At 67.7% G+C, this 24,753-nt stretch carries 27 protein-coding genes and 1 tRNA gene; 18 read left to right on the forward strand and 10 right to left on the reverse strand.

Annotation, left to right across the window (positions count from 1 at the left end; translation table 11 throughout):
- Positions 1–48: 48 nt before the first annotated feature.
- From SACMADRAFT_RS27655 to SACMADRAFT_RS27675, 5 genes are all read left to right on the forward strand, one after another.
- Entirely contained in the window at positions 49–2,346 is a 2,298-nt protein-coding gene (locus tag SACMADRAFT_RS27655; protein ID WP_009157140.1) for a (Fe-S)-binding protein, read from the forward strand.
- A gap of 149 nt (positions 2,347–2,495) precedes the next feature.
- On the forward strand, positions 2,496–3,200 hold the full coding sequence (locus SACMADRAFT_RS28795) for a DUF742 domain-containing protein (RefSeq protein WP_009157141.1): 705 nt from the start codon (positions 2,496–2,498) through the stop codon (positions 3,198–3,200).
- A gap of 76 nt (positions 3,201–3,276) precedes the next feature.
- Positions 3,277–3,882, forward strand: a complete 606-nt coding sequence (locus tag SACMADRAFT_RS27665) for a TetR/AcrR family transcriptional regulator (protein ID WP_009157142.1) — start codon at positions 3,277–3,279, stop codon at positions 3,880–3,882.
- The gene (locus SACMADRAFT_RS27670) at positions 3,866–5,491 is read left to right on the forward strand and encodes an acyl-CoA dehydrogenase family protein (RefSeq protein WP_009157143.1); all 1,626 of its coding nucleotides are present in this window, start codon (positions 3,866–3,868) and stop codon (positions 5,489–5,491) included. The genes SACMADRAFT_RS27665 and SACMADRAFT_RS27670 overlap by 17 nt, the downstream gene beginning before the upstream one ends.
- A complete protein-coding gene (locus tag SACMADRAFT_RS27675) occupies positions 5,488–6,336 on the forward strand; it encodes a crotonase/enoyl-CoA hydratase family protein (protein WP_009157144.1) in 849 nt (282 codons plus the stop codon). The genes SACMADRAFT_RS27670 and SACMADRAFT_RS27675 overlap by 4 nt, the downstream gene beginning before the upstream one ends.
- Here SACMADRAFT_RS27675 and SACMADRAFT_RS27680 read toward each other — a convergent pair.
- The 3 genes from SACMADRAFT_RS27680 to SACMADRAFT_RS27690 all read right to left on the reverse strand — a co-directional run bounded on the left by SACMADRAFT_RS27680 (position 6,330) and on the right by SACMADRAFT_RS27690 (position 8,968).
- Positions 6,330–7,037 carry a CAP domain-containing protein gene (locus tag SACMADRAFT_RS27680; RefSeq protein ID WP_009157145.1) on the reverse strand — a complete coding sequence of 236 codons (708 nt, stop codon included), beginning with the start codon at positions 7,035–7,037 and terminating at the stop codon, positions 6,330–6,332. The genes SACMADRAFT_RS27675 and SACMADRAFT_RS27680 overlap by 7 nt on opposite strands.
- Positions 7,038–7,131: 94 nt before the next feature.
- Positions 7,132–7,713, reverse strand: a complete 582-nt coding sequence (dcd, locus tag SACMADRAFT_RS27685) for a dCTP deaminase (protein WP_009157146.1) — start codon at positions 7,711–7,713, stop codon at positions 7,132–7,134.
- A gap of 19 nt (positions 7,714–7,732) precedes the next feature.
- Positions 7,733–8,968, reverse strand: a complete 1,236-nt coding sequence (locus SACMADRAFT_RS27690) for an oxygenase MpaB family protein (RefSeq protein ID WP_009157147.1) — start codon at positions 8,966–8,968, stop codon at positions 7,733–7,735.
- A gap of 118 nt (positions 8,969–9,086) precedes the next feature.
- Between SACMADRAFT_RS27690 and SACMADRAFT_RS27695 the strand changes: the two genes are divergently transcribed.
- A tRNA-Gly gene (locus SACMADRAFT_RS27695) sits at positions 9,087–9,157 on the forward strand.
- A gap of 105 nt (positions 9,158–9,262) precedes the next feature.
- Here SACMADRAFT_RS27695 and SACMADRAFT_RS27700 read toward each other — a convergent pair.
- On the reverse strand, positions 9,263–9,574 hold the full coding sequence (locus SACMADRAFT_RS27700; protein WP_157617330.1) for a type II toxin-antitoxin system VapC family toxin: 312 nt from the start codon (positions 9,572–9,574) through the stop codon (positions 9,263–9,265).
- 364 nt (positions 9,575–9,938) lie between these two features.
- Between SACMADRAFT_RS27700 and SACMADRAFT_RS27705 the strand changes: the two genes are divergently transcribed.
- From SACMADRAFT_RS27705 to SACMADRAFT_RS27720, 4 genes are read left to right on the forward strand one after another with little or no spacing between them, the layout of a single operon-like run.
- On the forward strand, positions 9,939–10,241 hold the full coding sequence (locus SACMADRAFT_RS27705) for a type VII secretion target (RefSeq protein ID WP_009157149.1): 303 nt from the start codon (positions 9,939–9,941) through the stop codon (positions 10,239–10,241).
- Between the two features lie 15 nt (positions 10,242–10,256).
- Complete coding sequence (locus tag SACMADRAFT_RS27710; protein ID WP_009157150.1) at positions 10,257–12,059, forward strand: alpha/beta hydrolase; 1,803 nt, start codon at positions 10,257–10,259, stop codon at positions 12,057–12,059.
- Positions 12,050–12,646, forward strand: coding sequence for an LppA family lipoprotein (locus SACMADRAFT_RS28800; RefSeq protein WP_157617331.1), 597 nt, complete (start codon positions 12,050–12,052; stop codon positions 12,644–12,646). The genes SACMADRAFT_RS27710 and SACMADRAFT_RS28800 overlap by 10 nt, the downstream gene beginning before the upstream one ends.
- A gap of 7 nt (positions 12,647–12,653) precedes the next feature.
- Positions 12,654–13,013 carry an LppA family lipoprotein gene (locus SACMADRAFT_RS27720; protein WP_040925943.1) on the forward strand — a complete coding sequence of 120 codons (360 nt, stop codon included), beginning with the start codon at positions 12,654–12,656 and terminating at the stop codon, positions 13,011–13,013.
- A gap of 363 nt (positions 13,014–13,376) precedes the next feature.
- Here the strand turns inward: SACMADRAFT_RS27720 and trpS are convergent, their stop codons facing one another.
- On the reverse strand, positions 13,377–14,420 hold the full coding sequence (gene trpS / locus SACMADRAFT_RS27725) for a tryptophan--tRNA ligase (RefSeq protein WP_009157152.1): 1,044 nt from the start codon (positions 14,418–14,420) through the stop codon (positions 13,377–13,379).
- A gap of 213 nt (positions 14,421–14,633) precedes the next feature.
- Between trpS and SACMADRAFT_RS27730 the strand changes: the two genes are divergently transcribed.
- On the forward strand, positions 14,634–15,368 hold the full coding sequence (locus SACMADRAFT_RS27730) for a GNAT family N-acetyltransferase (RefSeq protein WP_009157153.1): 735 nt from the start codon (positions 14,634–14,636) through the stop codon (positions 15,366–15,368).
- A 1-nt stretch (position 15,369) separates the two neighbouring features.
- Here the strand turns inward: SACMADRAFT_RS27730 and SACMADRAFT_RS27735 are convergent, their stop codons facing one another.
- Entirely contained in the window at positions 15,370–16,101 is a 732-nt protein-coding gene (locus tag SACMADRAFT_RS27735) for a class I SAM-dependent DNA methyltransferase (RefSeq protein ID WP_332307184.1), read from the reverse strand.
- A 118-nt stretch (positions 16,102–16,219) separates the two neighbouring features.
- Between SACMADRAFT_RS27735 and SACMADRAFT_RS27740 the strand changes: the two genes are divergently transcribed.
- Complete coding sequence (locus SACMADRAFT_RS27740; RefSeq protein ID WP_009157155.1) at positions 16,220–16,843, forward strand: DUF4352 domain-containing protein; 624 nt, start codon at positions 16,220–16,222, stop codon at positions 16,841–16,843.
- Positions 16,844–16,873: 30 nt separating this feature from the next.
- On the opposite strand, the gene SACMADRAFT_RS27745 is transcribed toward SACMADRAFT_RS27740, so the two are convergent.
- Positions 16,874–17,710 carry a maleylpyruvate isomerase family mycothiol-dependent enzyme gene (locus SACMADRAFT_RS27745; RefSeq protein ID WP_009157156.1) on the reverse strand — a complete coding sequence of 279 codons (837 nt, stop codon included), beginning with the start codon at positions 17,708–17,710 and terminating at the stop codon, positions 16,874–16,876.
- A gap of 170 nt (positions 17,711–17,880) precedes the next feature.
- Between SACMADRAFT_RS27745 and dinB the strand changes: the two genes are divergently transcribed.
- Positions 17,881–19,077, forward strand: a complete 1,197-nt coding sequence (gene dinB, locus SACMADRAFT_RS27750; protein ID WP_009157157.1) for a DNA polymerase IV — start codon at positions 17,881–17,883, stop codon at positions 19,075–19,077.
- Positions 19,078–19,091: 14 nt separating this feature from the next.
- Positions 19,092–19,556, forward strand: a complete 465-nt coding sequence (locus SACMADRAFT_RS27755) for a protein-tyrosine phosphatase family protein (protein WP_009157158.1) — start codon at positions 19,092–19,094, stop codon at positions 19,554–19,556.
- 22 nt (positions 19,557–19,578) lie between these two features.
- On the opposite strand, the gene SACMADRAFT_RS27760 is transcribed toward SACMADRAFT_RS27755, so the two are convergent.
- Together SACMADRAFT_RS27760 and SACMADRAFT_RS27765 are read right to left on the reverse strand one after the other, a co-directional pair.
- The gene (locus tag SACMADRAFT_RS27760; protein WP_009157159.1) at positions 19,579–19,917 is read right to left on the reverse strand and encodes an MmcQ/YjbR family DNA-binding protein; all 339 of its coding nucleotides are present in this window, start codon (positions 19,915–19,917) and stop codon (positions 19,579–19,581) included.
- A gap of 56 nt (positions 19,918–19,973) precedes the next feature.
- A complete protein-coding gene (locus SACMADRAFT_RS27765; RefSeq protein ID WP_009157160.1) occupies positions 19,974–20,168 on the reverse strand; it encodes a hypothetical protein in 195 nt (64 codons plus the stop codon).
- Between the two features lie 149 nt (positions 20,169–20,317).
- Between SACMADRAFT_RS27765 and mug the strand changes: the two genes are divergently transcribed.
- From mug to SACMADRAFT_RS27785, 4 genes are all read left to right on the forward strand, one after another.
- The gene (gene mug, locus SACMADRAFT_RS27770; RefSeq protein WP_009157161.1) at positions 20,318–20,827 is read left to right on the forward strand and encodes a G/U mismatch-specific DNA glycosylase; all 510 of its coding nucleotides are present in this window, start codon (positions 20,318–20,320) and stop codon (positions 20,825–20,827) included.
- A gap of 226 nt (positions 20,828–21,053) precedes the next feature.
- A complete protein-coding gene (locus SACMADRAFT_RS27775; RefSeq protein WP_009157162.1) occupies positions 21,054–21,833 on the forward strand; it encodes a LuxR C-terminal-related transcriptional regulator in 780 nt (259 codons plus the stop codon).
- A gap of 131 nt (positions 21,834–21,964) precedes the next feature.
- Positions 21,965–23,809, forward strand: a complete 1,845-nt coding sequence (locus SACMADRAFT_RS27780; RefSeq protein ID WP_009157163.1) for an acyl-CoA dehydrogenase — start codon at positions 21,965–21,967, stop codon at positions 23,807–23,809.
- A 129-nt stretch (positions 23,810–23,938) separates the two neighbouring features.
- Positions 23,939–24,214: a GlsB/YeaQ/YmgE family stress response membrane protein gene (locus tag SACMADRAFT_RS27785; RefSeq protein ID WP_009157164.1), complete on the forward strand. Its 276-nt coding sequence runs from the start codon at positions 23,939–23,941 to the stop codon at positions 24,212–24,214.
- Positions 24,215–24,368: 154 nt separating this feature from the next.
- Here the strand turns inward: SACMADRAFT_RS27785 and SACMADRAFT_RS27790 are convergent, their stop codons facing one another.
- Positions 24,369–24,737 carry a GroES family chaperonin gene (locus SACMADRAFT_RS27790; RefSeq protein ID WP_009157165.1) on the reverse strand — a complete coding sequence of 123 codons (369 nt, stop codon included), beginning with the start codon at positions 24,735–24,737 and terminating at the stop codon, positions 24,369–24,371.
- Positions 24,738–24,753 lie beyond the last annotated feature (16 nt).

Here is a 24,753-nt window from a genome sequence, read left to right on the forward strand (position 1 = left end):
CTCCGCCAGACCCACCGCGAAGTCCCACCCGACCGAAAGGCCCCGAACATGGGTGCACTGCAGATCACGATGGGCGTGATCGGCGTTGCCGTCAGCGTTGTCGCCTGGTTCGTCTTCGTGCAAGGCGTACTACGCCAGGTCCGGATCATCCGGCTCGGCCAGCCGGACTCCACCCGGAACGGGCCGTTCTGGCCGCGGCTGCGCACGCTGATCAAGGAGTTCGCCGCGCACACGCGGATGAACAAGTTCCGCCATGTCGGGCCGTGGCACTGGCTGGTGATGTGGGGCTTCCTGCTCGGCTCCGCGGCGCTGTTCGAGGCCTACGGGGAGATCTTCGACCCGCACTTCGCATGGCCGGTCATCGGCCACTGGGGCCCGTGGCAACTGCTGCTGGAACTGCTGGGCCTGGGCACGGTGCTCGGTGGCATCGCGCTGGCGGTCATCCGCCAGCTCAACCACCCAAGGCGGGCCGACAGGCAGTCGCGGTTCGCGGGGTCGAACTTCGCACAGGCCTACTTCGTCGAGGCCGTGGTGATCATCGAGGGACTCGGCATCCTCGGCGTCAAGGCGTTCAAGATCTCCAGCGGCATCGAGGACCCCGCGCTGTGGAGCAGCTTCGTCACCCAACCTCTGGCCGCCCTGCTGCCGACCTCCACCGCGGCGGTGTCGGTGATGGCACTGGTCAAGCTGCTGTCCGGGATGATCTGGCTGTACGTGGTAGGCCGCACGCTGACCATGGGGGTGGCCTGGCACCGGTTCAGCGCCTTCTTCAACATCTACTTCAAGCGTGAGCCCGACGGCGGGGTCGCACTCGGTGCGCTCAAGCCGATGATGAGCGACGGCAAGCCGCTGGACTTCGAGGAGGCCGACCCCGAGAAGGACGTGTTCGGCGCGGGCAAGGTGGAGGACTTCACCTGGAAGGGCTGGCTGGACTTCTCCACGTGCACCGAGTGCGGGCGCTGCCAGTCGCAGTGCCCCGCCTGGAACACCGGCAAACCGCTTTCCCCCAAGCTGGTCATCACGCAACTTCGCGACCACGCCTACGCCAAGGCGCCATACCTGCTCGCGGGCGGCAAGAAGGACATGACCGGCGAAGAGGTCGGGCTCACCGGGGACAACCCCTACGCCGGGATCGACGTGCTCGCCGTCGCCGAGGCCGAGCGGCCGCTCGTCGGTGAGGCCGACGCCGGTGGTGTGATCGACCCCGAGGTGCTGTGGTCGTGCACCACCTGCGGGGCGTGCGTCGAGCAGTGCCCCGTCGACATCGAGCACGTCGACCACATCGTCGACATGCGCCGCTACCAGGTGATGATCGAATCGAACTTCCCCACCGAACTCAACGGGATGTTCAAGAACCTGGAGAACAAGGGCAACCCGTGGGGGCAAAACGCCAAGGACCGGCTGGCGTGGACCGAGGACCTGGACTTCGAGGTGCCGGTCTTCGAGGGCGAGTTCGGCGACGCCGAGTACCTGTTCTGGGTCGGCTGCGCGGGCGCGTTCGAGGACAGGGCCAAGAAGACCACCCGAGCCGTGGCCGAACTGCTGCACGTCGCGGGCGTCAAGTACGTGGTGCTCGGCCCGGAGGAGACCTGCACCGGCGACCCGGCAAGGCGAGCGGGCAACGAGTTCGTGTTCCAGATGCTGGCCCAGCAGAACGTCGAGGTGCTGAACTCGGTGTTCGAGGATGTCGAACCGCCTCGCCGCAAGATCGTGGTGACGTGCGCGCACTGCTTCAACACCCTGGCGAACGAGTACCCCGAACTCGGCGGCGACTACGAGGTGGTGCACCACACCCAACTGCTGAACCGGCTGGTGCGGGAGAAGCGGCTGACGCCGGTCGCGCCGATCGCGGAGGACGTGACCTACCACGACCCGTGCTACCTCGGCAGGCACAACAAGGTCTACGAGGCGCCGAGGGAACTGGTGGGCGCCTCCGGCGCCAGCCTGCGCGAGATGCCGCGGCACGCCGAGCGGTCGATGTGCTGCGGCGCGGGCGGTGCGCGGATGTGGATGGAGGAGCGCATCGGCAAGCGGATCAACGTCGAGCGCGTCGACGAGGCGCTCGGCACCGCGCCCTCGAAGATCGCCACCGGCTGCCCGTTCTGCCGGGTGATGCTCACCGACGGGGTGACCTCGCGACAGAACGACGGCAAGGCGAACGAGAACGTCGAGGTGGTCGACGTCGCGCAACTGCTGCTCTCCGCGGTCAAGCGGGGCGAGCAGGCAGTGCCCGTACCCGCGACCGCCTCGACCTCCGGCGGCGAGGCGGAGTCCGACGGCCGCGCCGACGTGCCTACCGACCAGGTGCCCTCCGGCACCGCACAGACCGAGGAGGACAAGACCTGACACGGACCCCCGCCAGGTGGGGGTTTTCGGAACGCTCTTGGTGCTGAACACTCACGCAGCGAGGCGCGGTGGACAAGCGAGGTAGGCTGACCTCCTCGCAGCCACCGTCGCCCGCGAGGTCAAGGCACCAGCATGCGAGGCGGACAATCGTGGGCACCCGCGACGACGATTCCCAGCAGGCCGACGACCGGGCGGTCGGCCGCTCTGGTGCGCGCTTCCCCAGCGCCAAGCAGCGCAGGCGGTTCGGCTCCGAACCCGATCCGCCACCACCGGCTGGCGAGCCGGAGTGGGACAGTGCCGCCGAACCCAGCAGCGGCTCCAAGGCCCGCCGGTCAGGGGCTCGTTACCCACCCGCCGAACTGCAGGCCGAGCCGGAAGCCGACCAGCGAGGCCAACGTGCCGAGGTCGACCAGCAGGTCTGGGAACCGCCGCCGCCTCCACAACATCCCCGGCAGCAGCCGCCAAGAACCGAACGCGTGCTCGCCGCTCCAGCCGACGCCGATGACGGCTCCGAGCACCGGTTGCGTGTTCGCCCCTACGTCATCACCAAGGGGCGCACCCGGGCGCGCGGCGATCTGGGGGTGGAGACGTTGATCTCCACCATCGGCAACGCACCTTGGGACAGCCTGCAACTGAGCTCAGAGTATCTGGCCGTTCGCAGATTGTGCATGCAGCCCCGGTCCGTCGCGGAAATCGCCGCCATTCTGTCGGTGCCACTCGGTGTCGCGCGCGTACTGCTCAGCGACCTCGCCGACGACGGCTTCGTCCATGTGCACACCACCAAGGTCACCGCGTCGGGCAGGCCCGACCAGATCCTCATGCAGCGGGTACTCGAGGGACTGCAGAAGCTGTGAAGCTCGCCGGTACCCGCGGCGCTTTCGTGACGGCCGAGGTTGCCTGAAGAGGTGAATCGGTGGTTCACTTCTTGGCGTGGTGTACCGCCGCACTCCCGAGATCCAGGCCCGCCTCGACGCACAGCGGACCGCGATCCTCGACGCCGCCGTCGAACTGCTCGCCGAGCGCGGCTACGCCGGGTGCTCGGTATCCGCTGTCGCCTCGCGGGCGGGGGTGGCCACGGGTAGCGTCTACCGGCACTTCCCCGGCAAAGCCGAACTGGTGGCCGAACTCTTCCGGCGGGTGGTGAGCCGAGAGGTCGAGGCGGTACGGCGCGCGTCAGCAGAACCGAGTGAGCCCGCGGCACGCGTGCTCGCGGTCGTGCGAACCTTCGCACTGCGAGCACTGAAGGCACCCCGGCTGGCATACGCACTACTCGCCGAGCCCGTCGACGCCCCCGTGGAGCAACAGCGGCTGGTGTTTCGGCGCACCTTCCGCGACATCGTCGCCCGCTGCGTCCGTGCGGGAGTCCAAGCGGGCACGCTGCCACCGCAGGACGCCGCGATCACGGCGGCCGCGGTGGTCGGAGCCGCCGCCGAGGTGCTCATCGGCCCGCTCACCACCGGCGAGGCCGACGCCGTCGGCGAACTGTCCGCCTTCACCCTTCGCGCACTAGGAGCAGGCGATGCCACCCACACATGAAGTGACCAACCAGGTACCACCGCTCGTCGACTACGACGTCGCCGACGACCCGGCCCTGCTCGAAGGTCTGCGCATGCAAGGCGCGGACTGGGCCGAGCCCGAGGTCAGGGAGTTGGGGCTGCGGGCGGGCAGTGAACGCGCGCAGGAATGGGGCAGGCTCGTCAACGAGAACCCGCCGAAGCTGCGCACCCACGACCGGGTCGGCAGGCGCGTGGACGAGGTCGAGTTCCACCCCCACTGGCACGACCTGATGGAGGTCGCCGTCTCGCACGGCCTGCACGCGGCGCCCTGGCAGCAGCAGCGGCAGGGCGCACACGTCGCCCGCACCGCGAAGTTCTACGTGTGGAGCCAGGTCGAGGCGGGGCACACCTGCCCGATCTCCATGACCTACTCCGCGGTGCCCGCGCTGCGACACAACCCGGAGCTCGCCCGGATCTACGAGCCGTTGCTGGCGGCGAGCAGTTACGACTACGGGCTGCGTGAACCGAGCGGCAAGCGCGGCCTCATCGCGGGCATGTCGATGACCGAGAAGCAGGGCGGCTCCGACGTGCGCGCCAACACCACGCGGGCGCAGCCCTCGGCCGACGGCAGCTACGTGCTCACCGGGCACAAGTGGTTCACCTCGGCTCCGATGTCCGACGTGTTCCTCACGCTCGCGCAGGCTCCTGGCGGGTTGTCGTGCTTCCTGCTGCCCCGGGTACTGCCCGACGGCACCCGCAACCGCATCCACCTGCAGCGGCTGAAGGACAAGCTGGGCAACCGGTCCAACGCCTCCGCCGAGATCGAGTACGACGGCGCCGTCGGCTGGCTCGTCGGCGAGGAGGGTCGCGGAGTCCGCACGATCATCGAAATGGTCAACAACACCCGGCTGGACTGCATCACCGGCAGCGCGGCGGGCATGCGCTACGGCGCCGTGCGCGCGACCCAGCACGCCACGCATCGCAGCGCGTTCGGCAAGCCACTGCTGGAACAGCCGCTGATGACGAACGTGCTCGCCGACCTGGCCGTGGAGGCCGAGGCGGCCACCACCGTGGCCATGCGGCTGGCTGGCGCGAGCGAGCGCGCCATCGCCGGCGACGCGCGGGAGGCCGCGCTGCGCAGGCTGGCACTACCGGTGATCAAGTACTGGGTGTGCAAGCGGGCACCCGCGCACGCGGCGGAGGCGCTGGAATGCCTCGGCGGCAACGGCTACGTCGAGGAGTCCGGTATGCCGCGGCTGTTCCGGGAGTCGCCGCTGTCGTCGATCTGGGAGGGTTCGGGCAACGTGGCGGCGCTGGACGCGCTGCGCGCCATGGCCAGGGAGCCGGAGTCGGTCGAGGCCTACCTCGGCGAGGTCGAACTCGCCGCTGGCGCGGACGCCCGGCTCGACGCGGCCATCGCCGGGGTGCGTCAGGAGTTGACCGACCTCACCGACATCGAGTACCGGGCACGCAGGCTGGCGGAACGGCTGGCGTTGGTGTTGCAGGCATCGTTGCTGGTGCGCCACGGCGACAAGGCGGTCGCGGACGCCTTCTGCGCCTCCCGGCTCGGCGGCGACTGGGGGATCGCGTTCGGCACCCTGCCCACCGGCACCGACACGCACGCCGTGGTGAGCAGGGTGCGCTGGTGAGCGCCCCGCTGCGCACCGAGACCTCCGACGGGGTCCGCTCGATCGTGCTCAGCAGGCCCGACGAGTACAACACCATCACCCCGCAACTGCGTGACGCGTTGAGCACCGCGATCGACGAGGCCGACGCCGACCCGGACGTGCGGGTGATGCTGCTGCGTGCCGAGGGGCCCGCGTTCTGCGCGGGCTACGGGCTGGACTGGTCGACCGAGTTGCAGGCGCGGGAGCACAGCAGCGACCGCGTCTGGGACTCGGTGGCCGACATGCGCCTGCTGTCCACGTTCGTCGACACCTACCTGAAGCTGTGGTACGCGGCCAAACCCACCATCGCCGCCGTGCACGGGTGGTGCATCGCGGGCGGCACCGACATGGTGCTGTGCGCCGACATCGTGGTGGCGGCCGACAATGCGGTGTTCGGCTACCCGCCCTCGCGGGTGTGGGGAACACCGACCACGGCCATGTGGGTCTACCGGCTGGGTTTCGAGCGGGCGAAGCGTTACCTGCTCACCGGCGACGAGATCCCGGCCCGCACTGCGGCCGACATCGGGCTGGTGCTGGAGTGCGTGCCACAGGAGCAGTTGCTCGACCACGCGTTCGGGCTCGCCAAGCGGATGGCCATGGTGCCGGCCAACCAACTGCAAATGCTGAAACTGCTGTGCAACCAACCGGCCGAGAACATGGGGCTTGCCTCCTCGCGCACGCTGGGCACGCTTTTCGACGGCGTCGCTCGGCACACCCAGGAGGGCCGCGACTTCGTCCGGCGAGCGTCCGAGGCCGGGATCCGGCAGGCGGTGCGCGAGCGCGACGACCCCTTCGGCGACTACGGCTCCCGGCCGCGCGCTCAGTAACCGAAGGTCTGCGTCCAGTACCAGCCGGAGGCGTTCAGCCCGACACCGATCGCGGTGATGTCGCAGTTGAGGATGTTGCCTCGATGACCGTCGGAGGCCATCCAGGCGTCCATGACCGCGTCCGCGCTGGAAAGCCCCATCGCGATGTTCTCCGCGGCCGGGCTGGAGTACCCGGCCTCCTCGATGCGCTCGTCGAACCGGACGCCGTCCGGGGACGTGTGCGAAAGGTAGTCACGGCGAGCCATGTCGTCGCTGTGTCGCTGGGCCGCGGTGGCCAGGCTGCTGTCGACGTGCACGGCTGCGCAGCCGGCCCGCGCGCGTTCCTGGTTCACCAACGCGACCACCTCGGCGACCGCGTCGGCAGGCTCGGCAGGTCGATCCGTCGTCGGTTCGGGCGAGGATGTGCTGGTCGTGCTCGGCGACGGGGAGGGCGGCCGACGGGTCGTGGTGGTGGTCGGCTCGGCCTGGGTGGTTTCCGGCGCGCTGCTCTCGGTGGTGGCCGGTTCGGTGGTCGGCGCGGGCGTGGTTGCCTTTCGGCTCTCGACCGTCCTGCGAAGCGCGCTGTCGTAGGCGCCGGGTTCCCGCTCGCCTGGCTGCGCGGACTGGGTGGTGGCGTCGCTCGGCCGCATCCACAGCAGGTGACTGCCCGCCGCTGCCGCGACCCCCACGAGCACGCTCACCATCACCAGCAGTGATTGCATGCGTGAACTAGGGCCGGACACGGACGTGAAAGCTACCACCAAAGTGTGGGTTATTGAACCGTGATTTCCTCCCCGCCTGCCCGGCCTAGGGCTGCTACCTGCGGGTATCGACGCGGTCGAAGTTGCGGTACGCCCTGCTCGGTGTGGGGCCACGCTGACCCTGGTACCGCGACCCCACCTGCGCCGAGCCGTAGGGGAACTCGGCGGCACTGGAGAGCTGGAACAGGCAGAGTTGGCCGATCTTCATCCCCGGCCACAGTGTGATGGGCAGGTTCGCCACGTTCGACAGTTCGAGTGTGATGTGGCCGGTGAAGCCGGGATCGATGAAGCCCGCCGTGGAGTGTGTGAGCAGCCCGAGCCGACCCAGCGACGACTTGCCTTCGAGTCTGCCCGCCAGGTCGTCGGGAAGGGTGACGATCTCGAACGTCGATGCGAGCACGAACTCGCCGGGATGGAGGACGAATGCGTCCTCGCCGTCCTTCTCCACCAGCGACGTGAGCTCGTCCTGCCGCAGCTTCGGGTCGATGTGGGTGTACTTGCTGTTGTCGAAAACGCGGAAGAAGCGATCCAGCCGCACGTCGATGCTGGACGGTTGCACCATCGCGGGGTCGAACGGGTCGACTCCCAGCCGTCCGGAATCGAGCGCTTTGCGCAGGTCGCGGTCACTCAGCAGCACCCGAACACCCTAGCTGTGCTCAGGCGGCGGGCTTTCCCTCGGTGCGCATGTGCCTGGCGTAGCTGCGGTCGGCGCGAAACAGTTTGCCCAGCTGCTCGGCGTAACGGCGCCGCCCTATCGCTCCGACGCGTTCCTGCACCGTGGTGGCGCCCGGCACCCACCTGCGGACGGTCTCGGCGGCGAAGTTGGTCGCCGCCGCCGCGAGCACGGCGCCCTGCGCGATGGGATCGTTGGGCAGCTCGAGGTAGTCGGCGTTCTGCTTGCCCAGCGTGAGCCTGCTGATGGAGGAGTGCACGCGGACGGAGACGTGGGCGAGCACCTTGCCGATCGCGCCGCGGCCCGCTCCGACCTCGGCGTGTGAACGCAACAGCGCGGCGGCGAGCCGCTTGGAGTCCTCGTCGGGGATGAACTCGGTGGCCGCGAGCAGCCAGAGCAGGCGCCAGGAGTCTTCTTCCGTGGCGGGAAGCAACTCCTCGCGGATGCCCATCAGCCAGCCGACGTAGCGCCACAGATGCAGGATGTCGGCGCGTTCGGCCGCGCTGTAGCGTACGCCCAGCAATTGCATACCCAGCACGTAGACCAGCGAGAACAGCAGCAGCGTGCCCGCCGTTTGCACCTGGTTGACCGGGCGGTCCCAGGCTTCGTAGTCCCAGTCCTCGCGCCGGTTCATCGCGGCGCGGACGTGGGCGTGCACCAATCGCACTCGCAGTGCGGAGGCATAGCCACGCTCGCCCGCGCGAAGAGCGCCCGGGGTGGTGACGTCGATCCACCAGATCCCGGTCTCCACCAGCCGCTTGCTCGCCGCGTACTCGATGTTGCCCGTGCCGACCAGCGGCTTCGTCGCGCGAGCCGCCAGGTAGCCGCCCATCAGTGACATGTCCCCGAGCGGGAACAGACCCAACAAACCTGTGCGAGTGATGGCGCGAGCCCCGCGTTCGACACGGTCGGGGTCCACCCAGTACGGCGTGGCCTCCACCGCGCGGAAGAAAGCCTTCAACTCCGGGGGCGGGTTGTCGACGCTGTCGATGCCGTGTTCAAGCGCCTGCTCGAACAGGGCACGGCCCTTGCCCCGGCTCGCGCGGAACATGGCGACGACGGCATCGGCCAGCGGGTCCTCCTCCTGCGCGAACTCGCGTAGCCGCCGCAACTGGGGCTCGGTACCGCGAATGTCGCCAGGAGCGAACAGCCTGGTGGCGAGCCGGAAGCCGCCCTGGCGCAGCAACTCCGGGTCCGGCAGCCGGTCGTCGGCCTTCATGCGTCTCACCTGCCCGTATCCAACTTCGACAACAAGTGTTGTCACTTGCGGTGAGTCGCGTCAAGGGGAAGGCCGGATACGGCGTGGAGATCGGCACCGTGTATGCTGTGCGTGCATCGCGGATGTAGTTCAATGGTAGAACATCAGCTTCCCAAGCTGAGAACGCGGGTTCGATTCCCGTCATCCGCTCTCACTGTAAAAGCCCACGTCAGAGGCTCGGAAGACTCCAGGTCTGGACCTTCGTGGCTGCTGGATCAGCTCAGGTTCTGAGCCAGTCGGGGCCTGCGGTATCGGTCAGGGCAGCAGCGTGAATGAAGCGACGTGGCGTGGCCGTACAACGGAGAAATGCCTGGTGTCCAGCGTTGCCACCCGTGTCACGCCGAGGCGTTCCGCCAGCGCTACGACGCAGGCATCGGCCGTTCCAAGCGGGAGGTCGGCATAGTTGTCGACCAGATCCGCAGCACGTGCGATGTCGGTCAAGATCATGGACTCCACGACGTAAAGGCCGTCCGCGATGTCGCGCAGAAAATCCGCTTCCGCCGCTGCGCCGCCACGAGACCCCAGCATGTAGCCGATCTCGACCAACAAGGGTTCCGGCAGAACCAACCGCTCGAGAGTTGTGCCACGGTCAACGGTGGCTCGCCGAGAACACCTTCCGCTACAGGGTCGGGGCCACCTTCCAGCGTGATCCACTTGATTCCCAAGCTGACAACGCGGGCTCGATCCCGTCGTCCGCTCTTAGTCAAACCCCCAGGTCAGACACCGTCTCCTGGGATCAGGGGGCTTCGCCCTCCCCGGGGAGCGGTGCTCGCCACAGCGAGGCCGATCGCCTGGCTGCCGATGCCGCACCCATAGTCCAGCACGGACTGTGCGTGCTGGAATTCGGTCAACTGTGCCGCGCCTTGTTGAACCCACACATGGTTGGTGGCAGTCTGCGCCAGAAACCAACATGCCGAGGTGGGGGATAGCCATGGGGTTCGAGGCGGTGATCGACGCGATCTCCGAAAGCGGCAAGGCTGCCGGGCGCGTCGCCGACGCTGTTCGAAGCGTCGATCCGGCGGGGGCGCTTCCCGGAGGGGACGCGGGCATGCCGGGTTCTCGCAGCGCCGACCTGCTGGCTGCGCTGCGAAACCACTGGAAGGGCAAGGGAAAGGGCACCGCACAAGCTCTCGACCAGCATGCCGAGAGCCTCGCGACTGCCGCGCAGCGCTATCGCAGCAACGATGACGCAGCCGAGGCCGACAGCTCCGCCGCCGCAACCCCGACCGGCTGACCGCAGGGCCTCCTGATGATCACCTGGGGGAACGTCAGGCAATGGAACGGCAACCCGCTCGCCGACGCTGTCGGTCCGCTCAACCGGGAGTACAACGAACTGATCAGCGCGGGTGAGGACCTGCGCGCGAGCAACGCGCCGGACGGCTGGTCGGGTCCTGCCGCCACTGCGGCCGCCGAGAAGGGCAACGAGATCATCGATGGTCTCGAAGAATGGGCAGCCGAAATCGCTGCAGCGCGGCGTGCGACCGGTGCCGTTGGCGACGCCATCAACGGGATCAAGAACGGTGTCCGCGAGGCTGAGGAGTTGGCACGGGCACACAACTTCGGCATCCGCGAGGATGGCTCGGTCTTCGACAACGGACCGCCACCCGGCACATCGGCAGGGCAGCAGAAGGCGGTAGCCGATGAGCGTCGTGCTGTGGCTTCGGAGCTGAAAGCACGGGTCGAGCAGGTGTTGCGCAGCGCCACCGACGTCGATTCGGACTTCTGCAAGGTCCTCGAGCGAGTCCTGGTGCGACGCACGATCGACGCCGGTGCCTACGACAACGAGTCGACTTCGCTCTCCGCCGCGGACAACGCGGGTGCCGCACTTGGCTCGCTCAGTATCCCGACGCCACCAGCCGCCGACGCAAGCCCCGCCCAGAACGCCGCATGGTGGGCCAGCCTGTCCGAGGCGCAACGGCAGCGCTTCACCAACGACTACCCGCAACTGGTCGGCAACCGCGACGGTGTGTCCGCGAAGTACCGCGACCTTGCCAACCGCCACCTCCTCGAGCAGAGCAAGCACAAGCTTGAGACACAGCTGGCCGCCGCCAAGGAGAACAATCCCTGGTACAAGGACATCGTCGGCCTTGAGAACGCCGAGATCGGTGAGCTGGAGGCGAAGCTGGCGTCGGTGAACGAACTCGACGCGCTGCTGAACGACCCTGCTCGCCCGGACCGCCACCTGCTCGAACTGGACCTTTCGAAAACACGTGCGGAAGCAGCAGTCGCGAACGGGGATGTCGACACCGCCGATCACGTAGCGGTGTTCACTCCGGGATTTACGTCGACGGTCGACGGGAGTATCGACAAGTACGACCAGAACATGGCTGACCTGAGAGCGAAGTCCGAGCACCTGGCACATCGAGGTGGCAATCCGGACGCGAGTGTCGCGACGGTGACCTACCTCGGATACCAAGCGCCCCAGGCCGATCTGGGGATGCTCTCACCGGGCCAGAGCGTCGCCAACGATACCGCCGCACGTGAAGGCGGGCAGGAACTGAACTCGTTCTTGAACGGAATCGATGCCAGCCGAGGTGACAACCCGCCGCACCTCACTTCGCTTGGCCACTCTTACGGATCCTTGACCTCGGGATACGCGTTGCAGGGCGGGACCGGGGTGGACGATGCCGTCGTGTTCGGCTCCCCCGGCCTCGGCACTGAAGATGCCTCCGACCTGAAGGTGCCGGACGGACACGTGCTTTCGTTGGAGGCCAACAAGGATCCCGTCGCGGACATCGGGAGAAGTGGTCACCTCGGCGAGGACCCGAGCGCGATGCCTGGGATGGGGCACGGAGAGACGGAAGCCGTTCCCAAGGAGCGGTCGCCGACCGGACAGGATCTTCGGGGAGTCGAGGGCCATAGCGGTTACTTCACGCCGGACAGCACCAGCCAGCACAACATGGCGGCTGTGATCGCAGGACAGCATGACCAGGTAGTCCATGGGAACAACACCGACATCGGCGATGATGCAGGCCAGGCAGGTCGGGACATCGCTTCGGGCGTCAAGACGGGAGTCGAGGACACATGGAAGACCATCACCGGATGGTTCTGAGAACCGCGATCCGTCCCGTGATGATCGCATCGGCGATGGCGGTGTTGCTGCTTCCCGCCGCGTGCGGAATGGAGGGTGGCGACATCAACGACGACCCCAACGCGGGCACCGTGCAGGAGCAGTTCGACACGCTACTGCAACGACCCAGCTTCGAAGAAATGACCGAGCGGTACCAGGAAATGGTCACCAAGGTACGACGCGCCACAGTCCAACTGGGTGGAATACCGGAATGGCGCGACTCGAAAGGAAGCACCCCGATAAGCGGCGCCGGATGCGGTTTCGATTTTCCTGACATCGGGTCAGACGGCGGAACCCGACAGATCAATGGAGGGGTATCCGAAGGCGCGATCCCCGATGACCGCTGGCCGGAAGTCATTGAACGCGTCGGAAAAATAGCCGAAAGCTACGGTTTCAACCGGCGCGAAGTCTTCAAAGACGAACCTGGCGACCACGATGTCCGTTTCTACGACTCCTACGGCGGCGATTTCGTTTTCGGCACGAAAATCAACACTTCCATGGTGATCAGCTCCGGTTGCTTCCTCAAGAATGAGGCGCGGGAGCGAGGTTTCCCGTCGGAAGCAGAATAGTGCGGCGGTGAAGGGGTCACGGGTTTTCAAGGCCGGGCTCTGGCGAGTCGTGGTCGCGGCAGCGTTGGCGGTGTTACTGCTTCCCGCTGCGTGTGGAACGGAGGGTGGCGACATCAACGACGACCCCAACGCGGGCACCGTGCAGGAGCAGTTCGACACGCTGCTGCAACGACCCAGCTTCGAACGAATGACCGAGCGGTACAAGGAAATGGTCACCGAGGTCCGGCAACGCCGGATCATCGAGCGGGTCCACGAAACCGACATCCGGGCTCCACACATCACCGAGGCCGCCCGTCGGGGACAACTGCCGGAGGCTGACCAGCAGGTCGGGGCCGGTCAGCCAACCCTCGCGGACGGGCATGGGTGAAACCCGTGTCCGCGCCCCACGCATCCCGGACAGTCGTCACGCCGCAAGTAAGCAACCGGCGAAGCGTCGGCACCGCTTCCAGGATCCGGGTGCTGCGGGGCAGCGACTCCTGGCGAGGGAACGCGACATGCGCACGGCAATCGATGAACCCGGGAACGAGCAGGCCGCCTCGACAGTCAACCTGGTCAGGGCACTCCACATCGGATCCGACAGCCGCGATCCGCCCATCGCGCACGAGCACGTCCGCACGGTCGATCACGCCGCTCGCTGTCCGGGTGGAGAATCAACGCTTTCGTGAGTGCCGTGGCCGCCACGCCCTCTTCCTGCCGGAGGAGTGCTGCCCAACATCGCAACTTCTCCCGCTCAGCGACGGGCGTGGCGTTCGGCGCTGCGCCGCAGTCTGTTGTACGCACCGGCCAGTCCCATGGCCTTGCGCGCTTCGAACACCACCTGCCGAACGACCTGGCGGGTGCGTTCGGTGCCGGTGACGACGATCTCGTCCACCAGGCCGGGCTGCTGCTCGTAGTGACTCCGCCGCTCACGCATCGGGTCGAGAAACCGGTTGAGCGCGGCCGCCAGCGCCTGCTTCACCTCGACGTCGCCGACCCGACCTTCCCGGTATCGCGTCTCCAACTCGGCGACCTGGGCGTGGTCATCGTTGAAGGCGCGGTGGTATTCGAACACCGGGTTGCCCTCCACCCGGCCGGGCACGTCGGGGCGGATCCGGTTGGGGTCGGTGAACATGCCCGCGACCTTGCGGCGGACGTCGTCGGCACTGTCCGAGAGGTAGATGGCGTTGTCGAGGGACTTGCTCATCTTCGCTCGGCCGTCGGTGCCGATCAGACTGGTCACGTCGCTGCGCACGAGTTCCGGCACCGGGAAGGTGTCGCCGTAGAGGTGATTGAACCGGCGCGCGATCTCCCGTGTCACCTCGACGTGTGCGTGGTTGTCCTGCCCGACCGGCACGGCATGGGCCTTCACGCAGAGGATGTCGGCGGCCTGCAGGACCGGGTATCCCAGCAGCGCGTAGGACATTTCGGCCTCGCCAGCGGCGCGGCTCATCTCCTTGAGACTGGGGACGCGTTGCAGCCGCGGCACCGTCACCAGGCTCTGCAGCAGCGTGTTCAGCTCAGCGACCTCCCCGATGGCCGACTGCAGGTAGAAGGTCGCGCGTGCCGGGTCGATACCGGCCGCCAACGCGTCGAGTACCTGCTCGCGAACGTTCCCGGTCACCCGTGCGATGTCGTCGGCGCGGTTGGCGGTGGTGAGCATGTGTAGGTCGGCAAGGATCAGGAAGGTCTCGTAGCGATGCTGCAGCCGCACCCGGTTCGCCAGGCTGCCGACATAGTGCCCGAGGTGCAGCCTGCCGGTTGGGCGGTCGCCGGTGAGCATTCGTTGCGTGGTCATGGATCCCTCTCGTCAGCGGACCGCCCGAGAGGTCATGCCCAACAGCAGAAAGGCCGCCTCGTGGGCGGCCTTCTCGTCACCTGGTGCGCAAGGTCGAAAGCCGCCGAGAGGCGGCCCACCACATGTTTGGACACGTACGCACAGAGCGGACCATAGCACGGCAATCGCCGAGGATTCCTGTCGTGCCCCACCACAACTATCGAAAGGCTGCACATGCTCATCGAGAGCCTGGCGACCCGTCCTGACCTGCTCGGCCCGGCGCTCGAACTCGGCGACATCGGGGCGGAGTTCATGCGGCACGATCCGATCGCCGACCTGACCCGCGCCACCAGACTGGCAACACGATGGCCCGAGTACTTCCTCGTTCTGCTCGAAGACGGCGTGCCGGTCGCCAGGGCCGTCGGTGTTCCGCTGGCGTTTCCTACAAGCGAAAGACCCGAGTTGCCCGACCACGGGTGGGACGGCGCCATTCTGTGGGCCTTCGAGGACGCCGTTGACGGCCGCGCGCCGACAACACTCCTCGCACTGGATGTCCAGGTCGCCGTCAAGCACCGGGGTCGGGGGATCGCCGCGCGTGCGCTCGCAGCACTTCGCACCCGTGCTCGCGAGCACGGACTGCATCGCCTCGTGATACCCGTACGGCCGACCGGCAAGCAGTACCGGCCGAACGAAACCATGGCGGATTACCTGCTTCGCCGTCGCCCGGACGGCTACTCCGCTGACGCCTGGTTGCGCACACACGAACGAGTTGGAGGCAGGTTCGTCAAGGTCGCGCCCTTCGCTATGACGATTACCGGCGCCCTGGGCCAGTGGGAGGACTGGACCGGAAAGGTGCTTCGGCCCGGCCCGAACGTCGTCGAAGGTGCGCTCGCCCCCGTCGTGGCGAATGTGGAGCAGGACATCGGCGTCTATGTCGAGCCGAACGTATGGTTCGAACACTGCCCATAGGTCATCTCGCGTTGCGTGCCAGCAGGAAGCACTGCGGGGTCAGTTCCCTGAACGTGCCTTCCTCGTCCGGTTGCCGCACCAGCCGGGCATGTTCCCGCAACCCGGTTTGACCCAGTAGGTCCGCCAGGTGATCGGGCTGCTGGGGATGGAAGTCGAGCGAGACCCGGTGACCACCGACCTCGGTGCGGTGCAGCACCTCATCGCCCACCGCGAAGGCGAGTTGCAGATACCCGCCGGGCGCCAGCACCCGATGGAACTCAGCGAGAACCAGCGGCAGGTGGTCGTCCGGTACGTGAATGATCGAATACCACGCCACGATGCCGCCGAGAGCGCCGTCCTCGGTGTCCAGCGCGGTCATCGAACCTTCCCGAAACCGCAGGTGGGGGTGTCTGCGCCGGGCCTGCTCGATCATCCCGGGCGAGATATCGATTCCGGTCACCGGCAACCCGAGGTCGTGCAGGTGCGCCGCTATCCGCCCTGGCCCGCAGCCGACATCGAGCACCGCGCCCGGTCGCTGCCCCCGCACCAGTTCGGCGAAGACCGCGAGTACCGCGCGGTCGAAGGGTTTGACTGCCAACTCCTGGTCGAACCGATCGGCGTAATCGGCCGCGAGAACGTCGTATGCCGCACGGGTGCGTGAGGCGAAACGGGGCTCGATGACGCGCACCTCCCAATGGGAGAGCAGGTCGAACGCGCGAACACGCGCAGCCCTGCCACCCGCCAACTCCTTCACACGGTCGAGTGAGGCCGAAGAGCCCACGCAATCCGGTCGCCCGTCTCTGCCCCCACCCACATCAGTGAACGAAGTTGAAACTGGCACAAGCACAGAACAGGCAAGGCAGGACGAGACCATGTCCGACCAACCACAAAACCAGACACCACCGGCCGAGTCCAAGAAGAAGCGCCACAAGTGGCCGTGGATCCTCGGCGGGCTCGCCGTCGTGCTGATCATCATTATCGCAGTGGTCGCCACGAGCGGTTCGGACGATCAGCAGACGGCCACCAACGGCTCGAACGGCGATCCGCAGCAGGCGCAGCAGCAGCCACCACCGGAGCAGGAGCAGGCCCAGGAGCAGGCCGAGGCCGGGATCGGCCAGCCGGTTCGCGACGGCAAGTTCGAGTTCACCGTCGAAGGTGTCGAGCGAGCCCCGAGCGTCGGCGACGACGCCGTCATGACCGAGCAGGCTCAGGGCGAGTTCGCCATCCTCACGATGACGGTGCGCAACATCGGAGACGAGGCGCAACCGCTGTCCGACACCGACCAGTACGTGTACGACGCCGCGGGACGGCAGTACTCGGCGGACAGCATGGCCGGCCTGGCCATCACGGGCAACGACGTGTTCCTCAACCCGATCAATCCGGGCAACTCCGTGACAGGCAAGGTGGTGTTCGACGTGCCTGCGGGCACCGAACTAGTCAGGGCCGAACTGCACGATTCCGCGTTCAGCGACGGGGTGACGGTGAACCTCGAATGACGCTGCTTCCGTGGAACTGGCCGGGCCCGCTCAGCGGATGATCGACACGATCTCGCACGCGGCCTCGGCCAGTTCCCGATCACCGTCGAGCCTGCCACGGCTGATCGCCACCGCGGGCTCGATGGTGCGCGTGCACAGCCGCCACGCCGTGCCGGAATCCAACTGGATCTCGGCCGTGGCCGACCCCGGCAACGAGGCGTCGAGCGACCACCCTTCGCCGGTGGAAGTGGCCGTCCAGCTGCCCGCGGCCGTGCCGTCGACGGTCAGCCGCAGCTGCGTGCCCTCGGCCCGCCTCACCCCACGCAGCGTGAACGGCAACGCCCGCGCGAAGGTGTCCAGCACCAGGCGCAGCGAATCCTGCTCGGCAGCGACGGATTCGCCCACCGCCTCCCGGATCTGCTGGCGGTGAACCCAGTACTCGGTGAAGTCCCTCGCGCGGTCCAACCACATAGGGGCGGGGTCGGCACCGGCCCACGAAACCGGCGTGCCGTACTCGTCGGGATCGACGGCCGACCACAGTCGCTCGATCCGCTCGCCGGTGAACTCCAGGCTTTCCAGCAGAGATCGCGGGCTGAGCCGCGCGCACGCGTCCACCCACTCCTGGTTCAGCCGGTGGATGAACGTCGCGAACGGCTCTCCGTCGCGTGGCCCCATCCCCGCGTCGTAGCCGTCCCGGGTCCGGGCGAGGCGACCGTAGTCGCCACCGAGCACGTGCGCGGCGAGATCCTTGACCGTCCACCCCGGCAGGGCTGCCAGCTCCCATTGCTGGGGAGTCAAGCCGCGCAGGTCGGTCAGTAGCGCCTCGCGTTCGGGCCCGAACGCCGATCCGGCGTCGATCGGCTCACCCAGCCAGGAAAACTCAGCCATGTCGCGGGTCTAGCAGCCACGCCACAGGGCAGACAACCGGTTTGCCCACGTACCCGCCGGATGGCGGCACCCTCGGTCCCCTCTCTGCCCGGTGAGCACTGCGCGATCTGCTCGCGCGCACCATCCCCCGCTCCCGTAGTCGCGGGGTTGTCGGTCATCGATGCGAACATATGTTCGTGTCGGGCGAGGGGCCAATACTGCACGCGGACCTCGACGCGTTCTACGCGTCGGTGGAGCAGCGTGACGATCCGCGGCTGCGGGGGCGGCCCGTCATCGTGGGTGGTGGCGTGGTGCTGGCGGCCAGCTACGAAGCGAAGGCACACGGCGTCCGCACGGCCATGGGTGGTAGGCAGGCCATGCGCCTGTGCCCGGCGGCCGTTGTGGTGCCGCCTCGCATGTCGGCCTACTCCGAGGCGAGTAAAGCGGTGTTCGAGGTTTTCCGTGACACCACACCGATCGTCGAGGGCATCTCGATCGACGAGGCGTTCCTCGACGTCGGCGGACTCGCCCGGATCTCGGGCACGCCGGCACAGATCGCCGCGCGGCTGCGGCGTGAGGTGGCCGATCGGGTGGGGCTGGCGATCACCGTCGGCGTGGCGCGTACCAAGTTTCTGGCGAAGGTCGCCAGCGGTGTGGCCAAGCCGGACGGCCTGCTGGTGGTGCCACCCGATGCGGAACTGGACTTCCTGCATCCACTTCCGGTCGAGCGACTCTGGGGAGTTGGGCGAGTCACCGCGAGCAAGCTGAGAGATCGGGGGATCACCACGGTCGGCCAGGTGGCCGAACTGGGCGAACCGGCGCTGGTCGCGATGCTCGGCCGCGCGAGCGGCCGCCACCTACACGCGCTGGCGCACAACCGCGACCCACGGCCCGTGCACGTCGGCCGCCGTAGGCGCTCGATGGGTGCGCAGCGCGCGCTCGGCCGAGGTTCACGCGCAGCCGCGGAACTGGACGCCGACCTGACCGCCCTCGTCGACCGCCTCACCAGGCGGTTGCGTGCGGCGGCGCGGGTCTGCCGCACCGTCGTGCTGCGGCTGCGCTTCGCCGACTACACGCGGGTGACCCGCTCGCACACCATGGCGGAGCCCACCGCGCACACCGAGCCGATCCTCGCCACGGCACGCGGCCTGCTCACCTCGGCGATGCCGATGATCAGCGCGAACGGTCTCACCCTCATCGGCGTGACGCTGACCAACCTGCACACCGAGGGTGCCGTGCAACTCATGCTCCCGTTCGACGAAGGCGCGGTAGGAACTCTCGACGCCACGCTCGACTCGGTACGCGACCGGTTCGGCTCGGCCGCCGTCACCCGCGCGGCGCTGCTGGGTCGCGCTCAAGGCATAGCGATGCCGCTGCTGCCGGATTGAAGGAGAATCGAACCATGGGGGAAGCAGCGACGTTGCCCGACGCGGTCCAGCTACCCGACGGCGCCTGGGTACGCGGGCGCGGGCTACGCAGGCCCGCCAAGCACGGACCCGCACCGGACTACGGGTTGTACCTCGGCGGCGCGAGGCTGCGCCGCAGGCACGAGGATTCACTGCACTGGCCGCACGACTGGGTGCACTGGCCGGACGGGTGGTTGCCCACCGACTGGAAGAGCGCCGCTGACAGCCTGGTCCGGCTGCACGAGCGGGCCATCGCGGGCCAGTCCGTTGAGATCGCCTGCAACGGAGGTCTGGGGAGGACGGGAACCGCCGTTGCCTGCCTTGTCACACTGTGCGGGTCAACCCCTGGCGCGGCGGTGCGCTGGGCCCGCGAGCACTACAACCGGCGGGCGGTCGAACTGCCGTGGCAACGGCTGTGGGTTCGCTGGTTCGCCAGGCGGACCCGTGCCGCCCGTCGATAGCGACCAAGCCGCCCGCAACGGCTCAGCCCTCCCTGGCGTCGCGCAGCCGCGCGGGGGCCCTGGCCAACCACGCCTGCTCGACGAGTTCGGCAAGCTGCCGTGGATCGACCCGATCCAGATCCACCAGGATCACGCCGTGCCCGTCGTAGTGCGGCGTGGTGTAGAACGCCGGGTCGCCGGAAGCCAGCAGAGCGGCCTTCTCGTCGAGACCGCAGAGCAGCACGAGCCCACCCTCTGCTTCGGTGCGCAGTCGCGCGAAACCCTTGCCCGCTACTTTCAGTCCCGGCGTTGCGTACCAGGTCGACTCCTGCACCTGCGGCAGCGCCCGCCCGATAGCAACGACATCGTCCCAGGTCGGCATGGGTCCATTGTCGTGACCGGTCGCGCCTGTGGCTTGGCGAAATGGGAACCGCGATCTCAGTTCGGCGGAAACCGGTGGAGGTTCGCGTGCAGCCGGGCGGGCGCGAGCGGGTCTGACTCGCCGAGCCGGGCCAGCCGTGCCCTGCGTTGCTTGGCGTGGCGGCGCGCTGCCCGCTGGTCCTCGTACCCGACGGTGATCGCGGCGGCGACGAGCAGCAGGCCCGCCAGGCAGATGACAACGGCGAGGTACACGCCATCCCCCTTGATGCCGTCCTTGTGTGACAGATCACAAAGCCTACGCAATGTCCAGCGATGGCGCCACCGTCGCTGGTCGGCGCCGCACTGCCGGTTTTCTCGCACCCCGGCTGCCTACCGCGCCAGGTGGGGGCACACTGCTTGGCATGGCCGTGCGAGCACTCGACGACGTGATCGACTACGGCTTGCGGGTGCTGTTCTGCGGTATCAACCCCAGCGTTCGTTCCGGCGCCACCGGCCATCACTTCGCCCACCCGGCGAACCGGTTCTGGTCGACCCTGTACCGCAGCGGTTTCACCCCGCGCAGGCTCCAGCCGAGCGAGCAGTTCTCACTGCTGGACTACGGGCTGGGCGTCACCAACCTCGTCGACCGGGTCACCGCCCGTGCCGACGAGCTGACGAAGGAGGAGTTGAAGCAGGGTGGCGAGCGGCTGACCGCCAAGGTCGCGCGGTATCGCCCGCGTTGGCTGGCGATGGTGGGGCTCACCGCGTACCGTGCGGCCTTCGGGAGACCCTCCGCCGTGGTTGGAGCGCAGGCGGACAGGGTCAGCGGTGTGCCCGTATGGCTGCTGCCCAACCCGAGCGGGCTGAACGCCCACTGGACCCCGGCCGGTCTCGCCGAGGAGTACGCCCGGCTGCGGGTCGCCGCGTCGTGACGCTCGATGCGCGGCGCCGGACGGCAACGAGAAGTGCAGACCGACGAGCGCGACCCGATGCGGCCCGAATTCGGCGTCATGGATTAATGAGCAGGTCGCCAAACCGGCCAGGTGGTTGAGACCGAGCGGTCCAGACAGAGGGAGGCGGACCGACCACCGCACAGCGAAGGCCGAAGGCGGCGAGCGAGCACACCTCGGGGGAGAGTGTGCGGGAGAGGGAGAGCGGATGGCGCACAGCATCGAAAGGGGCAGAACCGGCCCCGGCACGGCAGGCAGCCGCGTGTTGACCGTCGCGGCACTGGACTCGGTTCCCGTTTACCGGGAAGGACTCAACGCGGTGGTGAGCCGCACCCCGGGGCTACGTTGGGTCGGACACGCGGCGACGCAGCACGCATCCATGCAACTGTGCGAACAACTGCATCCGAACATCGTCGCCGTGGACTCCGGCCTGGACCCGCAGGGCCACCTGATCCGGCTGCTCAGCGACGGGCACCCGATGATGATCATCGTCGTGCTGCTGAGGCAGGCTCACGTCGGCGCGACCTTCATCTCCGCGATGCTCTCGGCAGGAGCACACGGGGTCGTACCGAGGGACGCCGACCCTCGCCGCCTCGGTGAGGCGCTGCGGAAGGCGTTCGTCGACAGGCGCTACACCGACCCTTCGCTCGCGCCGTTGCTGACCCGGCAGCGGCACACGACGGGAGGTGACGGCAGGGCTGGTGCCGGGGTGCACCGGCCGAGGATGCCGCTGTCCCGGCGTGAATACCAGGTGCTGCAACTGGTCGCGGAAGGGCTGGAGAACGCCGCCATCGCCAAGACACTCTTCCTGTCGGTGGAAACCGTGCGCACGCACGTGAAGAGCATCCTGCGCAAGCTGTCCGCGCGGGACCGTACACACGCCGTGAGCAAGGCATTTCGCTCGGGCATTCTCGTCGCGCGTGCGGAGGGCGCACCGCCGGGCGAGGGTGAGGCGCCACCCGCGGCGGTGGGCAACACGATCGCCTGACCCGCCCGTGGCGATCGCTTCGTCACAAACCGGCCCTTCACCTTGCCGCCAGTTACTAGCAGGTAATATGCTCATGTTACCGGCCAGTAGGGCAGTGATGTCCGCCGAACTACCCCGTACGGAGTGACGACATGGGCCACTACAAGAGCAACGTCCGAGACCTGGAGTTCAACCTCTTCGAGGTACTCGGCGTTCAGGAGCGCCTCGGCAAGGGCGTGCTGGCGGAGTCGGACGCCGACACCGCACGCGGCGTGCTGGCCGAGCTCAACAACCTGGCGGTCGGCCCGCTGGCCGAGTCGTTCGTCGACGCCGACCGCAACCCGCCGGTCTACGACCCGAAGACCTTCTCGGCGACACTGCCCGAGTCGTTCAAGAAGAGCTACCAGGCACTGTGGGACGGCGAGTGGTGGCGGATCGGGCTCACCAACGACCTCGGCGGCTTCGGCCTGCCTCCCACCGTGCAGTGGGCCGCCTCCGAGTTGATCCTGGGCGCGAACCCGGCGCTGTTCATGTACATGGCGGGCCCGAACTTCGCGATGATCCTCGACAAGAACGGCACCGAGGAGCAGAAGCGCTGGGCACGCATCATGATCGAGCGCGCGTGGGGCGCGACGATGGTGCTCACCGAGCCGGACGCGGGCTCCGACGTCGGTGCGGGCCGCACCAAGGCGGTGTTGCAGGAGGACGGTTCCTGGCACCTGGACGGAGTCAAGCGGTTCATCACCTCCGCCGACCAGGACATGACCGAGAACATCATGCACCTGGTGCTCGCCCGCCCCGAGGGTCCCGGTATCGAGCCCAAGCCCGGCACCAAGGGGTTGTCGCTGTTCCTGGTGCCGAAGTTCCACTTCGACACCGAGACCGGCGAACTCGGCGAGCGCAACGGCGCCTTCGTCACCAACGTCGAGCACAAGATGGGCCTGAAGGTATCCACCACCTGCGAGCTGACCTTCGGCCAGCACGGCACGCCTGCCAAGGGCTGGCTGCTCGGCGAGGTGCACGACGGCATCGCTCAGATGTTCCAGGTGATCGAGTACGCCAGGATGATGGTCGGAACCAAGGCCATCGCCACGCTGTCCACCGGCTACCTCAACGCACTCGAGTACGCCAAGGAGCGGGTGCAGGGCGCCGACCTCACGCAAATGCTGGACAAGACCGCGCCTCGCGTGACCATCACACACCACCCTGATGTGCGCCGGTCGCTGATGACGCAGAAAGCCTACGCGGAGGGTCTGCGCGCGGTGTACCTCTACACCGCGTCGTTCCAGGACCAGATCTGGACCGGCGAGGGCGACGAGGAGTCACTGGATCTGGCGGAGCGGGTCAACGACCTGCTGCTGCCCATCGTCAAGGGCGTCGGCTCGGAGCGCGCCACCGAGCAGCTCGTGCAGTCGCTGCAGACACTCGGCGGGTCCGGCTTCCTACAGGACTACCCGATCGAGCAGTACATCCGCGACGCCAAGATCGACTCGTTGTACGAGGGCACCACTGCCATCCAGTCGATGGACTTCTTCTTCCGAAAGATCGTCCGCGACAAGGGCAAGGCCCTCACCTACCTCGCCGGTGAGATCACGAAGTTCATCGAGTCCGAGGCGGGTAACGGCAGGCTGAAGAACGAGCGTGCGTTGCTCAAGCAGGCGCTCGACGACGTGCAGGGCATGCTCGGCGCGATGATCGGCCACCTCACCGCGTCGCAGGACGACCCGAAGAGCGTCTACAAGGTCGGTCAGCACACCGTGCGGCTGCTGATGTCCGCGGGCGATCTGCTCGTCGGATGGCAGCTCCTGCGGCAGGCCGAGGTGGCCATGACCAAGCTCGACGCCGAGCCCGCTGCCAAGGACGTGCCCTTCTACCAGGGCAAGGTTGCCGTGGCGACGTTCTTCGCCAAGAACGTGTTGCCCGAACTCACCGCCCGCAGGGCCATCGTCGAGGCCGCTGACAACGACCTGATGGAGATCGACGAAGCGGCGTTCTGACGCCCGCGAGCCGAATGCGGAAGCCGCCGGGGTTGGCGAACCCCGGCGGCTTCCGCATTATGGGTGTGATTACGACTGTGCCGTCCGGGTAACCCGATCAGGTCGTCACCGGCGAACAGGAGTGAAGCAATGGCTGTCTCGGGGATAATTTCGGCGATCCTGATCGGGCTCGTGCTCGGCGCGCTCGCCAGGCTGGTTCTTCCCGGCAAGCAAGGCATCCCCATCTGGCTGACCATCCTGGTGGGGATCGCAGCGGCGTTCCTCGGCACCGCCATCGCACGCGGACTCGGCTATGCGGACACGAGTGGCTGGGACTGGTTGGAGTTCCTGACCCAACTCGTCGTCGCGGCCATCGGGGTGTCGATAGCCGCGGGCGTCTACCCGAAGAAGAGCGTTCGGGGATAGCCGGAACAGACCACACGGTGGCGGAGGTGCTCACGCATCTCCGCCACCGCGCTGTTCGGACATCACGGAACGCAGAACTCGCGGGCAGGAACGCAGAAGTCACGGGCGAGAGCGGGGGACTCGCGGGTGGGAGCGGGGGACTCGCGGGTGGCGGTCACAGGTACAGGCCCGTGCCGTGCTCCGTTCGCTCGCTGGCGACCGCGTGGATGTCGCGCTCGCGCAGCACCAGGTAGGACGTGCCCTGGACCTCGACCTCAAGCTGCTCCTCCGCGTTGAACAGCACTCGGTCGCCGACCTTGACGTTGCGCACGTTGTTTCCCACGCCGAGTACGTTGCCCCACGAAAGGCGCCGCGCCACCTGCGCGGTCGCCGGAATCACGATGCCGCCGCTGCTGCGCCGCTCGCCGTCGTCCTGCGGGAGGCGAACGAGCACCCGGTCGTGCAGCATCTGGATCTCGAGCTTCGCGTCCGTTTGCAGCGGACCGGCGTTGCCTGCGGTGTTGGGTTCTGACACGCGATTCATGCTACGTCGGCGAAGT

Source organism: Saccharomonospora marina XMU15 (assembly GCF_000244955.1).
Lineage (GTDB): Bacteria > Actinomycetota > Actinomycetes > Mycobacteriales > Pseudonocardiaceae > Saccharomonospora_A > Saccharomonospora_A marina.

What these genes read in the sequence shown, in the direction of transcription:
- SACMADRAFT_RS27655 (WP_009157140.1), top strand. Translation starts at nt 49, where the DNA reads ATGGGTGCACTGCAGATCACGATGGGCGTGATCGGCGTTGCCGTCAGC.
- SACMADRAFT_RS27670 (WP_009157143.1), top strand. Translation starts at nt 3,866, where the DNA reads ATGCCACCCACACATGAAGTGACCAACCAGGTACCACCGCTCGTCGAC.
- SACMADRAFT_RS27680 (WP_009157145.1), bottom strand. Translation starts at nt 7,037, where the DNA reads ATGCAATCACTGCTGGTGATGGTGAGCGTGCTCGTGGGGGTCGCGGCA.
- SACMADRAFT_RS27690 (WP_009157147.1), bottom strand. Translation starts at nt 8,968, where the DNA reads ATGAAGGCCGACGACCGGCTGCCGGACCCGGAGTTGCTGCGCCAGGGC.
- SACMADRAFT_RS27705 (WP_009157149.1), top strand. Translation starts at nt 9,939, where the DNA reads ATGGGGTTCGAGGCGGTGATCGACGCGATCTCCGAAAGCGGCAAGGCT.
- SACMADRAFT_RS27710 (WP_009157150.1), top strand. Translation starts at nt 10,257, where the DNA reads ATGATCACCTGGGGGAACGTCAGGCAATGGAACGGCAACCCGCTCGCC.
- SACMADRAFT_RS28800 (WP_157617331.1), top strand. Translation starts at nt 12,050, where the DNA reads ATGGTTCTGAGAACCGCGATCCGTCCCGTGATGATCGCATCGGCGATG.
- trpS (WP_009157152.1), bottom strand. Translation starts at nt 14,420, where the DNA reads ATGACCACGCAACGAATGCTCACCGGCGACCGCCCAACCGGCAGGCTG.
- SACMADRAFT_RS27730 (WP_009157153.1), top strand. Translation starts at nt 14,634, where the DNA reads ATGCTCATCGAGAGCCTGGCGACCCGTCCTGACCTGCTCGGCCCGGCG.
- SACMADRAFT_RS27740 (WP_009157155.1), top strand. Translation starts at nt 16,220, where the DNA reads ATGTCCGACCAACCACAAAACCAGACACCACCGGCCGAGTCCAAGAAG.
- SACMADRAFT_RS27745 (WP_009157156.1), bottom strand. Translation starts at nt 17,710, where the DNA reads ATGGCTGAGTTTTCCTGGCTGGGTGAGCCGATCGACGCCGGATCGGCG.
- dinB (WP_009157157.1), top strand. Translation starts at nt 17,881, where the DNA reads ATGTTCGTGTCGGGCGAGGGGCCAATACTGCACGCGGACCTCGACGCG.
- SACMADRAFT_RS27755 (WP_009157158.1), top strand. Translation starts at nt 19,092, where the DNA reads ATGGGGGAAGCAGCGACGTTGCCCGACGCGGTCCAGCTACCCGACGGC.
- SACMADRAFT_RS27760 (WP_009157159.1), bottom strand. Translation starts at nt 19,917, where the DNA reads ATGCCGACCTGGGACGATGTCGTTGCTATCGGGCGGGCGCTGCCGCAG.
- mug (WP_009157161.1), top strand. Translation starts at nt 20,318, where the DNA reads ATGGCCGTGCGAGCACTCGACGACGTGATCGACTACGGCTTGCGGGTG.
- SACMADRAFT_RS27775 (WP_009157162.1), top strand. Translation starts at nt 21,054, where the DNA reads ATGGCGCACAGCATCGAAAGGGGCAGAACCGGCCCCGGCACGGCAGGC.
- SACMADRAFT_RS27780 (WP_009157163.1), top strand. Translation starts at nt 21,965, where the DNA reads ATGGGCCACTACAAGAGCAACGTCCGAGACCTGGAGTTCAACCTCTTC.
- SACMADRAFT_RS27785 (WP_009157164.1), top strand. Translation starts at nt 23,939, where the DNA reads ATGGCTGTCTCGGGGATAATTTCGGCGATCCTGATCGGGCTCGTGCTC.
- SACMADRAFT_RS27790 (WP_009157165.1), bottom strand. Translation starts at nt 24,737, where the DNA reads ATGAATCGCGTGTCAGAACCCAACACCGCAGGCAACGCCGGTCCGCTG.